The following is a 19,767-nucleotide window of genomic DNA, read 5'->3' as shown; positions in this document are numbered from 1 at the left end:
TTAATGCTCCTTCAGAGGTGGAATTCGGGTGATCACTGCAACACCAGTAATCGCTTCAACATCGGCAATGGTGCGCAAACTGGGATCTGCCAATTCACTCAGCACGACTAGGCCAGCGCCAACACCAAAGCCACCGATCAACCCAGCAATGACAAACAGCAATGCTGGTAAGTTGCTGGGCTGCGTTGGGGTAAAGGGGCGGTCAATAATTTTGATCCGCTCAGATTGCTCGAACTTACCCAGCGCGCCTGTCACCTTGGCCATTTCATAGCGCTGTAATAAGTCCTCATAGAGGCCGCGTTTGACTCTTAAATCGCGCTGCAACGCCAACAATTGACGTTCTTGATCGCCAACCGAGTTCACCTGTTGGTTGAGCGAATCAGCTAGGCTTTGCAGTTGCTTCACTTCTTCGCGCAGAGCGTTGACTCGCTGTTGAGCATTTTGCAACGCTTCGAGCTGCACCATCATCAAACCGTCTTGGCTTTCTTCTAACGCCAACGCTAATTGGAAGCCGCCTGTTTGTTGGTGTCCCGCGCTGTGCTGCGCCACAGGGTTTGCCAGTGCACTGGCACGCTCAGATTCGAGCTGCCGAATGGTCCGTTGCAACGCTTGTATTTGTGAATGACCATCGGTGTAACGAGCCCTTAGGGAAACCAATTCCGCCTTGCGACTAATGATTTGCTCTTCCAACCGCGCCAATACAGGGTCGGTGCGCGATAGCTGTTGATCGAGGCTACCCAAGCTTTGCTCAGCGCCAGACAACTCAGCCTTGCGTTCTAGCAGTTTTTGCCGAATGCGGGCCAGCCGCTCAGTATTTGCAGAATGCAACTCCGGTAATCCATCGGCGTTATCGGAACGAAAATCGGCCAACGCCATTTCTGCAAACTCCAATTGCTCTCTGCTTGATTGCAAGTGGGTCGCTAAAAAACGCTCTGATTCACGAATAGAAGAACGCTCTGGCGCCAGCAAATTATCAACAAAGCGGTTGGTAACCAACTGCAACACCTGCTCTATATCAGCAGGATTGGCGGACTGATAATCAATGCGGATCACATCGGGGCCAATCTGACTAACCGATAACGCTGCTGACAGTTGCTGAATGACCTGCTCTCGGCGGTATGGTTCGCTCTGGGATGTGATTAAATCAAGCTGCTCTGCCACTTGCGTCAACATGTGACGACTGTGCAATAAGGTCGTCAGCGCATTCATCCGCATATCGAGATTGGCCGACACAGCTAAGTCCTCCAAGAATGGGTTCAACTTGGCTGTTTCTTGAATCAGCAAGGTGGTGTGAGCACTGTATTTTTTGGCTGCAGTTAAGCCGATGACTAAACCAACCACGGGGAGTACCAACACTGGCATCACCAGCAAATAGCGGCGTCGCCAGATGGCATGAAGCCAGAGGTGAAAACGAGGTAGTAATTCGTTCATAACTAGTTACTCCGACTCACCACGACTGCAGCAGGCGATTCACCTGACGGGCGCGGATATCCCAACTTTCAGCGGCGACAGCCAATTGCTGATGACGACGCCAGCTAGCGGTCACTGGGCGCTGGCAACTGCTCAAGGCAGCTTGCCACTGCACCAACGACGTCACCTGTTGGACATAGTCACGGTAGGGTTGCAACGCCGGAAATGGCGCACTAATCACAGGCGTGCCAGAGGCCAAATATTCGCGCAGCTTGAGCGGATTACATGCTTTGATCTGAGCGCAATCGCGAAATGGCAGAATCGCCGCTTGCCAGTGCTGAACGTAGGATGGCAGTTGCTGATGTGGCACCGCGCCAATCAGCTCAATATTGTCGATGGCTGTTAGCGCAGAGACATCAGTTTCGATGGCGCCAATTAAGACAAAATGCCAGTGCGGCATGGCTTGCGCTAAATTAGCCAGCAAATCAATATCTAGCCAACTGGCAATGCTGCCGTAAAAACCGGCCACCGGTTTATTCGTTGAGAGTGCCGTTGGCCGTTCAGTCGGGGCCGAAAACAAACGAATATCGACACCGTGGGGCAGTAACTCAACACGCTTACGAGCGCCGACCAAGCGTTGCAATTTGGCCTGTATGGTTTTACTGGCAGCGCAAACGCTATCGACCCGCTGGACTAACTGAGCTTCACATTCGCTAACGTGTTGATGATCAACACCAGCCAACGCGGCAAAATCGTCACCACAGTAATACAAGCTATGGCTTTCATTGTGGTGTCCGAGCCAGTCCACTGCGGTTGGCAGCGAGATCCACAAATCCAATGAGCCGATGGCATAACGCTGGCGAACCTTATTGATTTGGCGATTAACCAACCAAACATTGAGCTTTCTAATTAAGCTGGAGCGCGCAGCGGGAAACACCAAAGGCGCGATAACGGTTAGCTGTTTTGGCGTTGCAATTGCTGTTGACTGACTACTTTCACTGCCACCCCGCCACCATTGTTTTAGCTTATCGGTGACTCTTAGCAAATCGCGCCAACTAAGCTTTGGCCGACGCAAGCAAATGGAGTTTACCCAGATCACTCGACGCTCAGCAGCCAACGAGCGAACGATGTGCTGAGTGCTACTTGGGTGACGGCCCCAATCTTCGCCAAAGACGAGTAAGGCGCGCGGGCTTACTTGTTTGCAGTTTTTCATGACGTTGCCTCCGCTAACTGACGGATCACTTGGGCTGGCACGCCAGCGGCCAGAACACCAGCAGGCAAGTCACTACAAACAACACTGCCCGCCGCCACCACTGTTCCTGCCCCTATGGTGACACCAGCCATGACCTTGACGCCGGTTGCCAACCAAACATCGCGTTGTAACACGATGTCGCCCACTTGCGATTGCTGACATGGCAACCCCGCGGCTCGTTGTTTGGCATCGAGTGGATGTCCTGGGTAACCTGCGAGAAAGCACTGGCCGGCAATGCGAACATTGTCTTGCAATACCACTCGACGCCCGACAGCAACGGTGGTTTGCCAGCCAATATCAACGTTGTTGCCAACATAGAGAATTGGTTCAATGGCTGGGTCAGCGCGACCAGAGAAGGTGGTTTGACCGGAGATTCGGCAATCATCACCGACATGAATTTGCAGCTTGCCGGCGACAAATGGAATGCCGCAGTAGAGGTATAGCCGATTGCAACTGCCAATCACCTGAGAGCGAAATAGCGGCGTAGACCACAACACCCGAGCAAGTGTTCCTGCGCTCGACAAACACAAATTGCGCACGGCATAGCAACTACCAAACAACCAGTCGCATCGAGGCAAGCTGATCAACCGCAGGCTTTTTAGCGCAGCGACCAATGATTGCACTGATGAAGAATCAGAATGCTTTAACCAGCAACGTGTTTTTTCTAACCATAGGATCATGCTGTTTTCCTCAATTAACACGACAACCGTGCTCATAGGTATTGCTACAGCAGAAACCTTGCCAAAATTTTTATTATTTATTGTTCAGTCAGTTACACTATTCCATTGGCTAATTTAGACAATCTCCAATCGCTGCTTTGCAATATGCAAAAACAGCGATTGGGATAGCAGAAAAATGTTGGGAGACTCGCTCGGCGCTAGCGAAGGTTGGTCAGGGTATCGAATGACAAGGCTGCACGGTGGCGCAGCAACACAGCGGCTGCTGTTAACAACCAAGTGATGACGAGTAGCCCAGTGAACAAAGGGAAAATGAGCGGCTGCAATAACAGAATCGCGGCACTGGTCACTGCCAGCGCAATTAATCGGTTGAACTGGTAATCCAACGGCAATAGACGTTGGCTCAAGTAGCCAAAAACGACGAGCCGAGAGCCATACAAAATTGCGCTAACCACCAACAATCCTGGCACGCCCCACTGTGGAATAGCCCATAACAAAGCGGGTATGGCGACGATGGCATAGCCGCCATTAATCCGGGTTAACCAAACCGGCTTGGCTTGGGTATAACAACCAAAATCTAAAATTGAGGTACTTAAACGGCTGCCCAGCACGACCAACATTGCCGGTAACCAAGTCATGCCGCCAAGGTAGTCTGGTGGCAGTAACCAACGCAATACCGGCGCAGCAATGGCACTGACCAACAACAAACCGGCCATTAGCAATACCAGCACCAGCTGATGCACCGCCACTAGCGAGTCGCGTCCGGCGGTGGTGCCAGCCAGTTGAAAACGCTTTGGCCCCCACCACATTTCAAACACGGCAAAACACACCGCGATGACTTCAGTTAGCTTCAGCATGATTCCGTACTGCGCCAACACTTGCGGCCCAAGCCAATGACTGATCATCATGCGATCGAGGCCATAGAGCACAAATAACGCCAGCGATGCGCCAATTAAGCGCGATTGGTAACTAACGATGTCTTTCACTAACTTGCTATCAACTGCGACTTGCCAGTCGCGATGAAGCAGTGCCAACGCCAAACACGCCGCGGCCAAATTAGCTACGACACCAGCAATCAGAATCGCATTGATCCCCCACCCCGCTGACAAGCCATAGAGCGTGACGCTGGATTGCACCAGCGTTTGGCTGCCAACAAGGAGGCAATAATGCTCTGGCTTGTTTTTGATTCGTAGCCAAACTTGCAGCGGATAGAGCACCATCATCAACCACACGCTCAGAGCCAACAAAGCGGCTTGCTGCCAACTGATCAACCGGTAAAGATCAAATGGGTTGCTGATTACGAGCAGCCAGCAAACAGCAGCCACCAATACGCCATAGCTGGCACTGAGCTTGACCGCTGATGACAGTAGCTTATGACCATTGGATTGCTGCTCGGCTGCCATTTTCGGCAAGGCGCCACTACTGATCTCAAATAGCGACGCTAAGGTGAGCGTCAACACCAACAGCTCTAAGGTGCCGTACTCTGCGAGCGATAAATAGCGGGTCGTAATGGGCAGCAGAATAAAACCCATGCCCTTTTGCAGCAGTGTTAAACCACCATACAAAGCAAGCTGCCAGAATACCGAGTGTTTCATCATCAGCCCGCCATTTATGCTGCTGCTTGCAACCAGCGGCGTAGCTGTTGACTATGGAACCACAGCCATAAGCGTCCGAGCTGATCACTACCGGATTTAAAGTGGCGGACAAAATAGTCATCTGCCATCGCGTCAAATTGGCGGTTCAGTTGGTAGCGCTCAATCAAATGACGGCTAAACAACCAGTAGTTTCGTAAGTCGTACCAATCGACGCTACTTTGCAGTTGCAGCATGGCATGGCGGCATAGCGCTAACAGCAGCATTTGTTGATGCGCTACAGCAAGGTATTGCGGTTTGGTGGTTGCCAGTAAATCGGTGATGGTGGCCATGCGGGCGTGCAAGCGATGTTGATCCTGGCCCTTGCGGCGGCAAATGCCTTGCTCATTGGCACGGTAGATGTAGCCAGCATGATCAACATAAGCAATCCGCTTGGCGTGCATAAAGGCTTGCAGAACAAATACTTCATCTTCGAACAACTGGCCGTGGGCAAATCGCAATTGCGCGCGTTTAATCAATTGCCGAGCAAACAGCTTATTGCACGCGGAGGTGTTCTCAACTTTACTTTTAAAGGCCAGTACTTGGCTGTGCTCAGTTGATTGCAGCGTCATGCCGGCAACAGCCAGCTCTGCACCTTGTTGAAGGCTTGCACTGAGCAACTGCTCATACATATCAGCGACAATAAAATCATCACTATCGACAAAGCCAATGAACTGGCCTTTGGCATGGTCTAAGCCTGTGTTTCTAGCTGCTGCCAGCCCCCGATTGGTCGCATGAGTCACTACCTTAATTCGGTTGCCATACTGTTGCTGATAGCGCTTTAACAGCATAGACGATTGATCAGGGCTGGCGTCGTTAACGACGATAATCTCAATATCCGTTAGCGTTTGTTCGAGAATACTATCTAGGCACTGACCAAGGTATTGAACAGTGTTGTACACCGGCACAATGACGCTGATCAGCGGCTGGTTGCTGGCGCGGTTGAATACTCGGTTAGTTATCTGATTCATCTCCCACCTCAGGATTGATTGGCCAGTTGATTCAGTCGCAGCCGCAACTGACACCACCATGCGAGCGGCGCCAAACAAAGTGGCTGGCGAATGAAGCGAAAAAAGCGACTGATGACATAGTTGTGTTGATGATGTTGCAGGAGCCGGTTGGCTGGCAGTAGCTGGTAGCGCTTAATCAAAAACTGAATAAAGCGAAAGAATGCTACCCGTTCGGCATGGCCAATGGGGTAGTACAAGGCACTCAAGGCATGATTAGTTAAACACTCCAGCAGCAAATCTCGATGCGCCGGTAGTAATTGGCGTGAGTCTACTTCAGCCAACAAGCGACTGAGCATTGCCTGCTTATCCATCAAGTTAAAGCGGTGCTTCGATTCATCACGACACTGGCCATTGGGGTTCAAACGGTACCAATAGTATTGGCCGTCGCAGCGAGCAGCCGGTCCTTCGAGCATTCGCAATAAGTAGATAAAGGCTTCATCTTCGAATATCACATCAGGATAAAACCGCAGACCATGTTGCTTGATGACATCTGCAGCAAACAGTTTGTTGGTCAAAAAGGTATCGGCAAACTGAGCTTGTAAATCCATCAATTTCGAATCGCTGCGGTCATCATCAAATGAGCACATATCACAACGGGCCCAAACGGCCTTTTGCTGGGCTGTTTGCTCGGAAAGGGTAGCGAGCAAACTGGCAAACATCTGCGGGTGTGCCCAGTCATCGGCATCAACAAAGCCAATGTACTGGCCTGATGCCGCATCGAGCCCGTGATTACGAGCAACCGACACGCCCTGATTGGTCGCCAAACTGACCAAGGTAAACAGACCTGGATTTTTAGCGATGTAGTTTTGACAAATGGCAAGGCTGTTATCGGTTGGTGCATCGAGTACCAAAACAATTTCGAGCGAGTCTAAGGTTTGATTGAGTAACGAATCGAGACATTCGCTTAACCACTGCTCTGCATTGTAAATCGGTACGATGATGGAGACCGCAGGCGGGTTAATCTGCTTTACCTGCTTAGCCTGCTCTTTGCGTAATGCCGGTGCTGTCATCGACTGGCTCCCCGTTGAACTTGTGAGTTATTCCTTAGCAACCCACAGCAAGCACTAAGCCAGAAGTAATTAGTTGATAATTATTAGTTAGTTACAAACAAGTTCAATGCTCATTAATGAGTACACCAATCGCGCAATTATCATTTTGCAAAATCGCTATTTTGCTGATTGATGGATTGGCGTAGCGCTAGGATCAGGGCGAAGAAAATGTAAAAAGGCCAGGTGAAGCCCTGCGTGAGAAAGGTGCCGGAGACCACGGTGCCGAGCAAACCGGCTAGCACCGACTCTGCCACCATCAGCGTTGCCGGATGTTGCGCCCTGATATTCGCGACGCTGATGATGCGAGTCACCATGCGCCACAACACCGCGATGAACAATGCCAAGCCAACAAAGCCAGTTTCAGCCAGAATGCCAAACCAAGTACTGTGAACCGCATGATTTTTGCCATCCCAATGACTTGAATAAAAGTAGTAATTGGCATAAAAGTTATCGAGCCCAACGCCGCTTACCGGCGAATGCAAGGCCATCGAAAAAGCCGCTTGCCAAGCGTAGATCCGGCCCATTGCCGACTCATCAATGCCCTGCTCTGCCGCTCCACCCGATGAGCGCTGATCAATTCCCGCCAAGGCAAATAACACCATCAACGCCACGCCAGCAACAAGCAGCAGCATGGTTTTGTTCTGCACTCGGCGCCAAGCAAACACACCAACGACTGTCATCACGCCTAATAAGCCACCGCGACTTTGGGTCGCCAATATCGCCATAACGAGCAATACCAAGGCAACCAGCGTCATCAACCGAGACCAACCTTGAGCATGGAGCAACCAACCTAGGGTAAAGCCCAGCGGAAACAACAGCACCAAAGCTAAATCATTGGGATCGCCCAGGGTCGAACCAAACGAGCGGCCGATGGTGACACGATTGCCCTCAACCACTTCAATACCGGCAGCGGCATTACTCAGCGCCACCATAGCAACCAAGCTACCAGCAATAATAAAAGCCATAGCGGCCTGTTTAAAATCGCTCGGTGCTCGCAGCAACCAAGCAATGATGATGGTCATCAGTGCTATCTTGCTAAACACGCCATTGAAATAAGCCATGGCAACCGAACGGTTACTGGCGAGCAACACACCAATGGCGCAAAACACAAAAAAGCCAATCAACCAGTTAAAGTCGCGATTCCAATAGATTTGCATTTTGCGAATCACCAACAACTGCCAAGCCATCGATACCAATGCCGCCAAGGCAAATAGCTGTGGCAGACGCAACGCCATCAAAGGCGGATACAGTTCATGTAAGCGAAAGAATGACAGCAAGACAAAACCCAGCACCATGCCAAATGGCCAATTCAGCATCGGCCAAATAACAATCGGTAATAGCGCCAGAGTCACTGCCACTAAAGGCGTAGGCAATGCATACCAGGCAACAGCAATCAGCACCATCAGCGCCCATAGACCAACCGAAAACCGAGCACTACGACGCGTGACGAGTTGATTAGCAAGTTGCGTTTGGTGTTGTTCATTGATGCTATTTGGCACAGCTTCTGCACTCCTCATTGGTAATGATTGCATCATGCAAATGAACACTCATTACCGGGTTGATAGCCACAACAAAGCAATTACAGTGCCGAGGTGCTTATGAACAACAACCAACCACTTGTCAGCGTGATCATGCCCAATCACAACTGCCTGACCTATTTAAAAGCCGCCGTTGCCAGTGTCCAAGCACAAAACATGACGGACTGGGAGCTGATTATTGCTGACGACGACTCAAGTGATGGCAGTCGTCAATGGATCGAAACTCAAGCTAAGCAAGATCCGAGAATTCGATTACTGCCGGTTTGTGTTCATCATCCCGCCGCAGCGCGTAATGCCGCCATTCAAGTTGCCAATGGTAAGTGGTTGGCAATGTTAGATGCCGATGATGTTTGGGCCTATGACAAACTAAGCCGCCAGTTGCGCCACCACCAACAACACCCCGAGCAACTGCTGAGTTTCACTGACTACCGCCATGTCAACGAGCAAGGGCAAGATTTAGGCAGCTGCTTTGATTACTGGCAACTGACTGAGTTACAAAGCGCCAACGGCGAATTCCGCTCCCTGAATAAGCCGCTGTCATTTCTATTTGCCTGCAACTGTATTGGCACCTCAACTGTGATGGTTTCAACCGAGGCGATCTGGCAGGTTGGCGGTTTTGATGTGTCCTTGCCATCGGCAGAAGACTGGGATTTGTGGCTCAAGCTAGCAGCAATTGGTGGCGTGAGCTTCTGCGCAAGTTGCGATATGACTTACCTAATGAGAGCCGGCTCAGAGAGCAGCAAATTAGGTGCAAGAATCCAAGCATTGGAGCTTATCTACAAACGCCATCAAGCCAAACTCGATGACAGTGACAAGCGCGCCAAGCGGCGTGCCCAAGCGCGTATCGCCAGTGCCAAGGCCGATCTGGCACAAGCATCTCATCGGCTTGGTGAAGCCGTGCAAGCCAAAATGCGCTCGTTGCTACTACAGCCCAACAAGCGTCAGGCCAAGGAACTGGTAGCGTTACTTAAACCCCAATGAAAAATTATGAGCACTACCTGATTGTCTTACCTTTGTGCAAACTAGAGAACGGCATATGAACGCTCAAGAATAAGAAGTTTCGATTGGGATTACTTTGAATCAGGGGTATAGCACTAGGGTCGTATCGCTACATTGCTCCCAGGATGTGGAGTAACACTTTAGCAATGAGTCAGACAAGGCACCGTTGGTGATTAATAATCCTAATATCATCAAGCGATTGTCTTTATTAATTGCAGTTGAGAGAGTTAGTAAAGTTCACTCGCCTCACGTAGCGTCGCCTTTTGGCTGATAACAGCCGCCCATTGCGCAGTGGTTTTTACTCGCGAGCCACCTTCAACCAATATTCCTTGGCTATCTATTCTGATGATGTGAGGAAGAGAGCCACTGAAGTTGGCAAACAATCGCCGGCGGAGCGCAGATTCCGCATCAGCCGATTTCCATACCTGCCCAGAGAAACCTGTTTTTATCAGCATTCGTTGAAGTTTGTCCCAATCTTCGTCGAGTGATACGGCAATAACCTCCACCTCCGATTGGGTTAGTTCAGTTGCTTTGTGCAAGTTTTCCAACCCCTCGTAACAAGGAGCACACCATGACGCAAAGAAATAGGCGACAATTGGTTTGCCCTTAACGCTGGCAAAGGTAATTGGCTGTTTGTCGAGTGTGTAAAACGCATGCGATTGAACTGGCTTGCCGATGAGAGCTTTAGACATGGCAACTTTCTCTTCATATGATTGTCCCCAAACACAGCCAACGAAGAGCAGGGATAACAGTAATACTAGTTTTTTCATCGAGACGTCCTATCTGTCAGAGAATTAAAAGTCAGTTAGCTAGGCACTACTACAGGGGGTCAACAAAGCAGTCCTGCCATCATCGTGCCCCATGTTGAATATGTAGTTTCGCACTGTCGAAGTCGAGATACGCCTTCAGACGCTTTAAGTCATAAAGCCCTATCACTCCCACCACGTTTGTTGAGAATGATTGATTTTGGATGGCGGATGACAGCGGCACAGCCAATAGTTTAGAAAATCGAATGGGATTGCCATTCATGGCGATATTGGTTGGGTTTACCTGCCGAACGGCTAGCCGGTTGCCGTTGATATCAGAGGTGTAGGCGCCTTTTAACACCTTTGATTCAAGCTTCAAAGCACCGAGCGAATCGCTGTTGATTAGCGTGTAATCAGCACCTGAATCAATGATTAAGCCAACTTGTTGGCCTTCAATCTCTACCTCTACATACATCATCCCTAGGGATGAATGCTTTAGTGCCATTGCGGTGCTTTGTCGGCGGTCATTTTTGGCTTGGTAATGATTGGTCAGGATGATGCTTTCGGCTGAAAACTGCATACCTGAGCGAAGCGCCTGAATGGCATCAATACCAATAATGCCAATTAATTCGGGATCGGGAATCACATTCTCATGGACGCTGATATGGGTTTTGGCGGTACTTTCGCCGGCCACTTGAAAACTGCCAACTTCAATGGTCAAGTTGGCAATGTGACTTTCCTTAGCACCAATACCCCAGCCTTTGTCGACCGATATGGCTTTGTACTTGCCAATCCGTGGCAGATATTTCTGATCCAACACACTGCCTGACGAACCGGTATCGACCAGCATTTTGCCAGTAAAATCATTGATGCGTGTGGCCAGCCAAAGTCGCCCTGTCTCGGTTTGATTGATTGCGATATCAGCTGGATCATGGCCTTGAGCCTGAGTCAGCGCGCCTGCCATGGCCAACAATATCAGCAGCAAATGTCTGGGGTTTAACACCATGTAGCTCCCGTTTGTATCGCTCAACCATAGCGCTATCGACCTACCCCTTCAATGCCTCGGCATAAATGTGTTCGAATTGCGGCAAAATAGCGGTGGTGGAGTATTCTCGCGCAATTTTCGCCTTTGCTTTCTGCGCCAATGGCTGCTTGTTCATGTCGCTAAGCTGCTGATACTGCTCAATAGCGGCCGCCCAGCCGGCAATATCATCACCATCAAGCAAGGAGCAACCATCGACATCACTTAGCAGACTTGGCAATCCACCCACCGGCGATGCAATCACACTGGCGCCATGGGCCATGGCTTCCAATGCGACCATCGGCAGCCCCTCGGCTCGACTTGGGATCAGCAACAAGCCAATTGCCGGCCAGCGTTGATTCATGTCTGCCACTTCGCCATGGAACACAACATTGTCTGGCACCCTGCTTTGCAATTGGCTCAGCAACGGTCCTCCGCCATAAATGTGGAACTGCTGATGCGGTAACTGCGCAGCGATTTTAAGCACTCTATCTGGTGCCTTTTCATCGCTAAGACGGCCAACAAAAGCAATTTGCCGTTCACTACTGGTGTCATCGGATGATTGCGTAGATGGCTGGACAAAATTATTGATGACCGACGCCGAACAAGGAAGTCTTTCGGCGATCGCTTCGCTCACTGCAATTCGTGCGCGACACAAATAGGCAGACTGACGATCAAGCCAGTCATATAACCAAACTCGCCCTGTTGGTGTTTCGCCAGCATGGTAGCTCGACACTACTGACGCGCCCCCACTCCATGAGAGCAAGCGGCCAACCAATCCAGCTTTGTAGCCGTGAGTGTGAACAATACGCGGTTTGCAGCGGCGTAAGGCGCGAACAAAACGCCATGGCGAGCCGCCAAGCAATAGCGTTTTGATACCGCTCTGCTGCAGCTCAGAGCGCAGCGGATGCGCCACTCCATAAAGCCGCCAAAACACTACCCAAACATCATACCCTCGGCAGTGCAACGCTTTCGCCAGTTGCCCTACGTGGCTTTCAATACCACCAACATTGCGGCTATCAAGCATTAACCAAATGACCTTATCCATCGCCTACTCCTAAAACATTACCGTGGCTGCGCCATCGTAAAACTGCAACGGCTGGCGCTGCACCTGATACTGGCCCTGATGGATTTGCCACAACTCAGTGACAAGCTGCTGAATATGCGCCGGCAACACGACGGTCGTCAGGGTAGATTCGTTGACCAAGGTCGCTTGCCACAAACATTGGCTATAGTCGGCGGCTATCTGATCGTCGGCCGCAGTCAGGTCTCTGGCACAAATAGTGGCAAAATAGCGACTACCACTAACCATTGAAGTTTCAATGGTCACCGCCAGTTGTTGTTGATGATCAAAATCGAAGTTGGCATCGATTTGGAGCTGGTCGCTGGCAACTTCGGTTGGCTGTTCGGTTTCACTGTTTGTTTCTGGTTGTGTGCTTGATGCAATTTCAGTTTTAGTGCTAGATGGCTGTTCATTGCTTGTTGCTCCAGTTGAAGTTGATGTCGAGGCTGCCGGAGAGCTGCTTCCACCTCCCCCTCCGCCACATCCGAGCAGAGCGAATACACTGAAATAAATAACAATTGACGATTTCATAAGTTGGCATCCTTTAATTAATACAAGAGTTCAGGTTTGGCATTGACTGGTAAATACCAATTGCTATTGATCGCGCCGCTACTCTGGGCAAAGCCCGCAAACAGCGGATATGCAGCGCTAATATCAACGCGTTCCATCGGGTGCTGCCATGGGTAAGGAATGACGATGGCCCAGGGCATGCCGTTGCTGCTTTGGTAATACAGGCCACTGCTGGGCTGAGAAAAATCATCCAACAGATTCCACAAACTGACATCGGCCATCGTCGTTGGTTGTTGGTTCTTAAGGTGGATCTCTAAACCACGGCCAGGACTGACCTCGAACACAGGTGAGCGGCTTTGCTGAGAGGCAAAAATAAACGGATCGTAAGGTGCCGCAGGGAAATCATTTGCACTCAAACCATCCTTGAAAGGCACCCGCAGCGAAAAACTAAAACTACCACTACCATGGCAGCCTTGTTCGGTGCGGAAAAAATCACAGCTACCTTGCTTAGGAAAATGCGCTTTCAAATCCGATGACAGCACCAACACTGCTTCGCCAGCAACGGGCTCCAATGGCGATTGCGACTGCAACTCGCCATTGACCTCAAAACGAATCAGCGATTGGTCAATGTTGGCTGGGTCTACCCCGGACAACCGAAATGCCAGGCCGTTATGAAAGCTCGCTCCCATGGCGACCACTTCACCTTCAAGCTCCCAGCGCACCATGTTATTTTCGCCATCACTGACTTGGCGACTCTGAAATCGCACCACCAAATCATTGAGGTCATAATCACCGGCCATTGGCCAGTTGTCTTCAAACGCCAACGTTGCTTTCTGCTGTAGCCCAGGATAAAAGCTTACTCTGGTATCTTGATCGGATATGTAAATGGGGTGATCTTCGACTTCACCATCTGGCGCACCGCCGGTAGCAGCGAGCCCCGTGACGCTGCTGAAGCGAATGCGCGACCATGTTTCGCCTTCAACCGCATCGGCTGGCACCGGCAGCAAAAAGACATTGTCACCACTGGTCACAGGCGCATCCGCCAACAATTGCTCATTGGCATCAAACTGGCCGTTGCCATTGGTATCAAACCAACCGCTAACGAATCCCGATGCAGACGCTTGCACCACCATCAAAAAATCAGCACCGGCTTGCAACGGCGAAATAAACACGACGCCATCTTCGTCGTCAAACCAAAAGCCTGCATCATCAGACTGAGGGTAAGCCTTGGCATCCACTTCGCCATCGACTTGCTGACCAAGGCGTAACTGAGCCGACGCCAGTTGATGGCGAGCGCCATTGTCACTCAACAAGGTGCCGTAACTTGCTGGCGCATCGCCAAAGTCGATATCGGCCGAGCCCGGCTCTACGATTGGCGCTATCGCACAGCGGGCACCGTCATTATTGGAAGACGATGGCCCTTGGGCAAACAGCTCCGCAACGGGCTGATCAGCATCGACATCAATCCGGAAGATCAAACCATCTTTGTTGCGACTAATATAGAGCGTGCCTTCAACATCAAAGTATACCGCGCCAAATGTGCCAGTTTGGCCGACGTTACCTAATTGACTAGCATTGCCAGATTGCGGATCAATCATCCACAGGCGGCCATTACTATCAACGCTGTAGAGTTCATGACGGTTAGGATGGAAAGCAAAGTCAAAAATGTTGATATTGAGGCTGTCGCCATCGACCAGTTTTTGCCATTGCAAATAATCAGTGGCACTGGCGTCCAACGACACCCGATACAAGCCTTTGCCGCTGCCACGCTGGTACAAGTACTGCGCGTTTTCAGCCAATGACACATCACCGACGAAAAACGTCAGCTTGGGATCGTTGCCCGATAAGGCTAATGGCTCAATTTGATAGTCAGCGCCGATACGAACCAAGGTGGCAAACTCACGACTCCAGCCGTACATGTAATTGTCATGTAAATTGAAGCCCATGGCGTTTACCTTACCCGAGGTGCCCATGTTAGATGCCAAGGTTTGGTAATAGCCGGTAGCTAGGTTGACGCCGAACATCTCGGCGGTATTTTTTTGTACTAAGAATGCGGGGGTTGGGCATTCGGTAAATGGTGTCGCCTGCGACTGCCAACTCATAGCCGACGCTAAGCCGATGCCGTAAAGAATGTGTTTTGAATATGCTCTGTTCATCATTGAGTCCCGTTCACTGCTTGTGAACTGACTAGAGCACAGACTATTCCGGATGTTGTAAGCAGATGATTAAGCGGGCTTTATCAAACAAGGAAGGACTAAATGAAATGGTCCATTCGCAAAATGCAAAGCCACCATTCGCTACAGCCAACCGATGAATTTGCAAAGGTAGAATCCGGTGTAGGCGACAATAGCAATAAGCAATACCGAAACAGACCCAATCGCCAAGCGGTATTTAGTTATAGCAAGTCGCCACAATAAGCCGAGCATGGCGCTGTAGAGCACTATCTCGCTGACCAGCTTAAAGGCAATTAAGGTAGTGGCAGAGCCATCGACCCAGACTTGCTTGGATAAATATCGAAACAACAACTCCCAACCGAGCTGGTACGCCAACGCAACTGGTAGAAATCCCAGTAAACACAGTTTCGATAATGGAATTTGACAAGACAACGACCCGGTCTTAGGAGGATTGGCGGTGTATTGAGTGGATGAAGGGCTCAAACGCTACCTATTGATTAGTGCAACAAGAGCCCAGCAGTAAACCAGCGTTTGAGCGCACTGGCAATGGCTTAGTTAACTGTTTTCTGAACCGTGAACTTGAATATAACGCTCCGCCAGCTCGAATGAACCAAAGCACTCAATAATACGCTCGATTGCATCAACGCGAGCTTGCGGGTTAGTGTGATCGACAGCGTTGTTAAGCCAGTCTTGAACAAGAATTTTAGAAATATTCATAATACGCATCCTTTGCGGTGAGAAACTCAATTCCTATGAGCTAGCCATCCCAATGTAGTCAAAGATTTTTAAAAGGTAAATAGCCATACCAAAAACAGTGTTATTTATCATGATTGCAACTTGCAGTTGGCATTAGTCGGCGCAGATAGGTCAGTTTGCTAATCGTCACATCGATTAACCGCTCGGCCTTCGGGCCGCTGTTATCGGCGTTGAAAGCATCAATGTCGTCCTGTTGCCAATTGATGCTCGCTTTGCCGACAACCAAGCAAGCATCACCACTGTTGAAATCGATAAAGATCAGGCCGACTCGACCATCATCTTCAATATTACCTAACGTATTGAAGAACCGGTTGCCACTGTAATCAGGAAACACCAAACGGTTGCCAGCTACTGACACAAATCCTGCTTCACCGCCTCTATGTGACGCATCAACGCCGGTATGCCAATTGTCATTAAAGCACGCGGTCCGAGAACCAATAAAGAAAGTATCGGCACGCTCAATCAAAGCTTTCGACACATTATCAATAGCAGATTTCAGATGCAGCTGGCCTTGAGGCTGCTCAATGCGGCGATCGTCGCTTACATTTCGCTGCTGAATGTACTTGGGGCAATTGCCAAAGCTTTGATCCACATGCACGCTGATGCCGGTGTCATCCGATGCCAGCACGTAACCATTGATACGATTACGCCGACGAGTCACAAAATCTATGCCGATAAGCCCTACTTTACTGCCCGGCTCAAGCTTCGGGCCTAGCAATTGAGGCAACGCAAAGTTGCCAGCAATCATCAGCTCCAGAGGCTCTGGCGAGGACACAAACCCTCGGCGGCCGAACATTGGAATTGGCCACGGAAACCCATGCGCATCGACCGCAGCAAGGATAATGAACCGCAGCTGAGCGTAAAACTCACGGTGTTGATCAGGCAGGTAGGGGCGGATAAACCCCTTAGTTGAGCGGGCAACTCGCTCGGCCACTCCCAAGCGCTGCTGGATCGCTACTTCACTTGGATGAAACTGAAACGCTTGTTGACTCATCACTGGCTCCTTGTCGTTTGGTTATGCAACAAGTTCGGCTGAGCGCGTCATACCGACAAATCGCGGCTGCGATTCGATACGTTGTAACCATGCTCGGATAGCCGGATAGGGTTGCAAACTCACCCCGCCCTCGGCGACATGGGCAATGTAGCTGTAGCCAGCAATATCAGCCAGATTAAGCTTCTCTCCCGTTAGGTATTGGCGTTCCGCCAACCAAGGTTCAACAACGGCAAACAGCGCCAAGGTCTTTTGCTTGGCCACTTGGTAATCCAATGGCACGCCAAATAACTTCTCGAGGCGAACAGAGCAAGGGCCTGCAAATATCTCTCCCGCTGCGACCGATAGCCAGCGCTGCACTTGAGCGAGTTCAACAGGGTCACTCGGTAGCCATTGATCATTACTTTGATAACGTTGGGCAAGGTAAACAATGATGGCATTGGAATCAGCGAGGGTAATGCCATTGTCCTCCAGCACAGGTACTTGGCCAAACGGATTGCGAGCCAAATACTCGGGCGATTTATGAGCACCATTGGCCATATCGACATCACTCGTTTGATACGGTAAGTCCAACAATGACAGCATCAACTCGACTCGGTGGCTATGTCCCGACAACGGATTACGGTAGAGCTGAATGGGGCTATTTTGTGGTGGAAAAAGTGGGTTCATGTGCGGTTCTCCAGTGTCATTTTCAGGTTGGCAATGAAGCCAACATCAGGTTATGGAGTCACTATAGCTAGCAAGACACAAATAATAATTGGTCATTAATGCAATTAATTATTACGCTATTTGCAATAATTAGTCGTCTGCGGAGCAATCGTTAAATGGACCGATTGGAAACCATGCAGGTGTTTGTTGAAGTGGCAAAGCACAAGAGTTTTGTCGCCGCCAGCGAGCAACTCAATTTATCGGCGCCAGCAGTTACTCGGGCTATCGCAGCGTTGGAAAACAGACTGGAAGTAAAGCTGTTTCATCGCACCACTCGCCATGTCAGGTTGACTGAAGCGGGCGAACGTTACTTAACTGATGCCAAGCGCATTCTGGATGACATCGAAGAATCTGAAGCTGCGGCAGCCGGTTTGTATGCCACCCCATCTGGCGTGCTGACCATTACCGCACCGGTTCTGTTTGGTGAAATGCATGTCATGCCGATAGTCGCTGAATATATGAGGCGATACCCGGATGTATCGGTACGAGCAATCTTTTCCGATCGCGTCACCAGCTTGCAAGAAGACGAGCTCGACATTGCCATTCGCATAGGCCACTTAAAAGACTCCAGCTTGTTTGCCACCCAAGTCGGCAGTGTGCGACGAATCATTGTCGGTTCACCAGACTATTTTCAACAACATGGCATCCCCTGCTCGCCATCAGAACTCAGCAAGCATCAAATTATCTTCCCCACCATGTACAGCCCATCGGCCAACTGGGGATTTGTGGTCGATGGCAAAAAGCAGATATTGAAGCTCTCTCCCAGGCTTCACTGTTTTCAAGGTGGTGCGGCGATTAAAGCGGTAATGCTCGGCGCTGGCATCACTCGAGTGATGTCTTATCAAGTAGGCGATAAACTCGCAGATGGTAGCCTACAGCGAATCCTCACTGAGTTTGAAGAACCACCGTTGCCAGTCAACATATTGCGGCTAGAGGGGCGCCGAATGAACGCCAAGATCCGTTCGTTTTTGGACTTAGCATCTGAGCGATTAAAGGTGAATCCGTACATTCGCGAGCAATAAGTCACAGTGTATTGATTCTCATTTGCGTATAGCTCATTATCTGCCAGATGACTAGCGAAATCATTTCTGCAACCGCCCCACCGTTTTGCAGAAGCTATCGAACAAACGCGCCATGATGCGGTCTACTGCTGACATCGCGGTCTGTCGGTTTGTCATTACAGAACGAACTGTTGTTAGGGAACATTTATGAAAACCAAATTTGCCTCAATGCTATCACTTTGTCTCGCTAGCTTGATTGCCAGTTCGGCGTTTGCCGAGCAAGTCAATGTCTACTCGTCGCGCAAAGAAGCATTGATTAAACCCTTATTGGATCGTTTTAGCGAACAAACAGGTATCCAAGTCAATCTGATCACAGGCAAAGACGATGCATTGATTTCAAGGCTGCGAAAGGAAGGCAAAAAATCACCTGCCGACGTGTTGGTCACTGCCGATGTCGGGCGCCTTTACCGGGCCAAAGCGCAACAACTGTTGCAGCCTCACGGCTCGGATATTGTGACTCAGTCGGTGCCAGCTAAGTACCGCGATGAAGATGGTCAATGGCTGGGGTTAACCATGCGTGCGCGACCGATTTTCTACGTCAAAGGCAAAGTTGATCCGGCGCAGCTATCAAGCTACGAAAACCTTGCCGATCCAAAATGGCAGGGCCAAATCTGTATTCGCTCATCGAGCAATATCTACAACCAGTCGCTCATTGCATCCATGTTGGAAGCTGAGGGCGACCAAGCAACGATGGCTTTTGCCAAAGGCTTAGTGGCCAACATGGCCCGTTCTCCTGTCGGTGGCGATACCGACCAGCTACGAGCAGCGACCGCTGGCGTTTGTAACATTGCCATTGCTAACACCTACTACTTTGGCCGCTTGGCGAATAGTGACAAGCCAGCCGATCAACAAGTGGTGAATGCGCTAGCTGTATTCTGGCCCAATCAAGATGATCGCGGCACCCACGTCAATATCAGCGGCATTGGTATCACTCAGTCAGCTCGCAACAAAACCGAAGCGGTCAAACTGATTGAGTTCATGCTTACTGCTGAATCACAAGCCTGGTACTCGCAAGTGAATAATGAGTATCCTGTTGTTAACGATGCAGCGCCATCGGCGACACTGCAATCTTGGGGGCAGTTTAAGGCAGACGCAGTTAACCTGAGTAAGCTTGGAGAGCGCAATCAGCAAGCCGTTCGATTGATGGACAAGGCTGGCTGGAAATAGCAAC

The 19,767-nt window shown here is 50.3% G+C and carries 19 protein-coding genes; 3 read left to right on the top strand and 16 right to left on the bottom strand.

All coding sequences use genetic code 11. The features are described 5' to 3' along the window. The 7 genes from CBE68_RS13410 to CBE68_RS13380 form a co-directional block, all read right to left on the bottom strand. Positions 1–1,431 (bottom strand): GNVR domain-containing protein, encoded by a 1,431-nt coding sequence (locus CBE68_RS13410; protein ID WP_087506610.1) that lies wholly within the window; start codon positions 1,429–1,431, stop codon positions 1–3. 16 nt (positions 1,432–1,447) lie between these two features. Continuing rightward, complete coding sequence (locus CBE68_RS13405) at positions 1,448–2,623, bottom strand: glycosyltransferase (RefSeq protein ID WP_087506609.1); 1,176 nt, start codon at positions 2,621–2,623, stop codon at positions 1,448–1,450. After that, positions 2,620–3,342 (bottom strand): acyltransferase, encoded by a 723-nt coding sequence (locus CBE68_RS13400; RefSeq protein WP_087506662.1) that lies wholly within the window; start codon positions 3,340–3,342, stop codon positions 2,620–2,622. Before CBE68_RS13400 ends, CBE68_RS13405 begins: the two co-directional genes overlap by 4 nt. Positions 3,343–3,539: 197 nt before the next feature. Continuing rightward, on the bottom strand, positions 3,540–4,937 hold the full coding sequence (locus CBE68_RS13395; RefSeq protein WP_087506608.1) for a lipopolysaccharide biosynthesis protein: 1,398 nt from the start codon (positions 4,935–4,937) through the stop codon (positions 3,540–3,542). Positions 4,938–4,948: 11 nt separating this feature from the next. Beyond that, entirely contained in the window at positions 4,949–5,941 is a 993-nt protein-coding gene (locus tag CBE68_RS13390) for a glycosyltransferase family 2 protein (protein WP_158100602.1), read from the bottom strand. A gap of 8 nt (positions 5,942–5,949) precedes the next feature. After that, complete coding sequence (locus CBE68_RS13385) at positions 5,950–6,990, bottom strand: glycosyltransferase family 2 protein (RefSeq protein ID WP_087506607.1); 1,041 nt, start codon at positions 6,988–6,990, stop codon at positions 5,950–5,952. Positions 6,991–7,130: 140 nt separating this feature from the next. Further along, positions 7,131–8,564 (bottom strand): O-antigen ligase family protein, encoded by a 1,434-nt coding sequence (locus tag CBE68_RS13380; RefSeq protein ID WP_229744752.1) that lies wholly within the window; start codon positions 8,562–8,564, stop codon positions 7,131–7,133. A gap of 63 nt (positions 8,565–8,627) precedes the next feature. Between CBE68_RS13380 and CBE68_RS13375 the strand changes: the two genes are divergently transcribed. Further along, the gene (locus CBE68_RS13375; protein ID WP_143824564.1) at positions 8,628–9,548 is read left to right on the top strand and encodes a glycosyltransferase family 2 protein; all 921 of its coding nucleotides are present in this window, start codon (positions 8,628–8,630) and stop codon (positions 9,546–9,548) included. Positions 9,549–9,793: 245 nt separating this feature from the next. Here the strand turns inward: CBE68_RS13375 and CBE68_RS13370 are convergent, their stop codons facing one another. The 9 genes from CBE68_RS13370 to CBE68_RS13335 form a co-directional block, all read right to left on the bottom strand. Next, a complete protein-coding gene (locus tag CBE68_RS13370; RefSeq protein ID WP_087506605.1) occupies positions 9,794–10,336 on the bottom strand; it encodes a TlpA family protein disulfide reductase in 543 nt (180 codons plus the stop codon). A 79-nt stretch (positions 10,337–10,415) separates the two neighbouring features. Continuing rightward, positions 10,416–11,318, bottom strand: a complete 903-nt coding sequence (locus CBE68_RS13365; protein WP_087506604.1) for a pepsin/retropepsin-like aspartic protease family protein — start codon at positions 11,316–11,318, stop codon at positions 10,416–10,418. Positions 11,319–11,358: 40 nt separating this feature from the next. Next, complete coding sequence (locus tag CBE68_RS13360; protein ID WP_087506603.1) at positions 11,359–12,381, bottom strand: glycosyltransferase family 4 protein; 1,023 nt, start codon at positions 12,379–12,381, stop codon at positions 11,359–11,361. 9 nt (positions 12,382–12,390) lie between these two features. After that, complete coding sequence (locus CBE68_RS13355) at positions 12,391–12,927, bottom strand: hypothetical protein (RefSeq protein ID WP_087506602.1); 537 nt, start codon at positions 12,925–12,927, stop codon at positions 12,391–12,393. Between the two features lie 17 nt (positions 12,928–12,944). After that, entirely contained in the window at positions 12,945–15,065 is a 2,121-nt protein-coding gene (locus tag CBE68_RS13350; protein ID WP_087506601.1) for an LruC domain-containing protein, read from the bottom strand. Positions 15,066–15,203: 138 nt separating this feature from the next. Continuing rightward, a complete protein-coding gene (locus CBE68_RS13345; RefSeq protein ID WP_158100601.1) occupies positions 15,204–15,512 on the bottom strand; it encodes a hypothetical protein in 309 nt (102 codons plus the stop codon). Positions 15,513–15,635: 123 nt separating this feature from the next. Further along, positions 15,636–15,797 carry a hypothetical protein gene (locus tag CBE68_RS18755; RefSeq protein WP_158100600.1) on the bottom strand — a complete coding sequence of 54 codons (162 nt, stop codon included), beginning with the start codon at positions 15,795–15,797 and terminating at the stop codon, positions 15,636–15,638. A 100-nt stretch (positions 15,798–15,897) separates the two neighbouring features. After that, positions 15,898–16,830 carry a pyridoxamine 5'-phosphate oxidase family protein gene (locus tag CBE68_RS13340; RefSeq protein WP_087506599.1) on the bottom strand — a complete coding sequence of 311 codons (933 nt, stop codon included), beginning with the start codon at positions 16,828–16,830 and terminating at the stop codon, positions 15,898–15,900. A gap of 21 nt (positions 16,831–16,851) precedes the next feature. After that, positions 16,852–17,496, bottom strand: a complete 645-nt coding sequence (locus CBE68_RS13335) for a glutathione S-transferase family protein (protein ID WP_087506598.1) — start codon at positions 17,494–17,496, stop codon at positions 16,852–16,854. Positions 17,497–17,651: 155 nt separating this feature from the next. On the opposite strand from CBE68_RS13335, the gene CBE68_RS13330 reads away from it, so the two are divergent. Next, positions 17,652–18,557, top strand: a complete 906-nt coding sequence (locus CBE68_RS13330; RefSeq protein ID WP_087506597.1) for a LysR family transcriptional regulator — start codon at positions 17,652–17,654, stop codon at positions 18,555–18,557. A gap of 186 nt (positions 18,558–18,743) precedes the next feature. Next, the gene (locus CBE68_RS13325; protein ID WP_087506596.1) at positions 18,744–19,763 is read left to right on the top strand and encodes a Fe(3+) ABC transporter substrate-binding protein; all 1,020 of its coding nucleotides are present in this window, start codon (positions 18,744–18,746) and stop codon (positions 19,761–19,763) included. Positions 19,764–19,767 lie beyond the last annotated feature (4 nt).

The organism is Neiella marina (assembly GCF_002165625.1).
GTDB classification, from domain to species: domain Bacteria; phylum Pseudomonadota; class Gammaproteobacteria; order Enterobacterales; family Neiellaceae; genus Neiella; species Neiella marina.
Note: the sequence above shows the minus strand (reverse complement) of the source record. Positions and strands in the feature narration are given on the sequence as shown.

Excerpts from the sequence above, each read along its gene's own strand:
- CBE68_RS13385 (WP_087506607.1), bottom strand. The coding sequence starts at position 6,990 with ATGACAGCACCGGCATTACGCAAAGAGCAGGCTAAGCAGGTAAAGCAG.
- CBE68_RS13325 (WP_087506596.1), top strand. The coding sequence starts at position 18,744 with ATGAAAACCAAATTTGCCTCAATGCTATCACTTTGTCTCGCTAGCTTG.
- CBE68_RS13330 (WP_087506597.1), top strand. The coding sequence starts at position 17,652 with ATGGACCGATTGGAAACCATGCAGGTGTTTGTTGAAGTGGCAAAGCAC.
- CBE68_RS13400 (WP_087506662.1), bottom strand. The coding sequence starts at position 3,342 with ATGATCCTATGGTTAGAAAAAACACGTTGCTGGTTAAAGCATTCTGAT.
- CBE68_RS13350 (WP_087506601.1), bottom strand. The coding sequence starts at position 15,065 with ATGATGAACAGAGCATATTCAAAACACATTCTTTACGGCATCGGCTTA.
- CBE68_RS13375 (WP_143824564.1), top strand. The coding sequence starts at position 8,628 with ATGAACAACAACCAACCACTTGTCAGCGTGATCATGCCCAATCACAAC.
- CBE68_RS13395 (WP_087506608.1), bottom strand. The coding sequence starts at position 4,937 with ATGATGAAACACTCGGTATTCTGGCAGCTTGCTTTGTATGGTGGTTTA.
- CBE68_RS13365 (WP_087506604.1), bottom strand. The coding sequence starts at position 11,318 with ATGGTGTTAAACCCCAGACATTTGCTGCTGATATTGTTGGCCATGGCA.
- CBE68_RS13410 (WP_087506610.1), bottom strand. The coding sequence starts at position 1,431 with ATGAACGAATTACTACCTCGTTTTCACCTCTGGCTTCATGCCATCTGG.
- CBE68_RS13335 (WP_087506598.1), bottom strand. The coding sequence starts at position 17,496 with ATGAACCCACTTTTTCCACCACAAAATAGCCCCATTCAGCTCTACCGT.
- CBE68_RS13340 (WP_087506599.1), bottom strand. The coding sequence starts at position 16,830 with ATGAGTCAACAAGCGTTTCAGTTTCATCCAAGTGAAGTAGCGATCCAG.
- CBE68_RS13405 (WP_087506609.1), bottom strand. The coding sequence starts at position 2,623 with ATGAAAAACTGCAAACAAGTAAGCCCGCGCGCCTTACTCGTCTTTGGC.
- CBE68_RS13390 (WP_158100602.1), bottom strand. The coding sequence starts at position 5,941 with ATGAATCAGATAACTAACCGAGTATTCAACCGCGCCAGCAACCAGCCG.
- CBE68_RS18755 (WP_158100600.1), bottom strand. The coding sequence starts at position 15,797 with ATGAATATTTCTAAAATTCTTGTTCAAGACTGGCTTAACAACGCTGTC.
- CBE68_RS13380 (WP_229744752.1), bottom strand. The coding sequence starts at position 8,564 with ATGATGCAATCATTACCAATGAGGAGTGCAGAAGCTGTGCCAAATAGC.
- CBE68_RS13370 (WP_087506605.1), bottom strand. The coding sequence starts at position 10,336 with ATGAAAAAACTAGTATTACTGTTATCCCTGCTCTTCGTTGGCTGTGTT.
- CBE68_RS13360 (WP_087506603.1), bottom strand. The coding sequence starts at position 12,381 with ATGGATAAGGTCATTTGGTTAATGCTTGATAGCCGCAATGTTGGTGGT.
- CBE68_RS13355 (WP_087506602.1), bottom strand. The coding sequence starts at position 12,927 with ATGAAATCGTCAATTGTTATTTATTTCAGTGTATTCGCTCTGCTCGGA.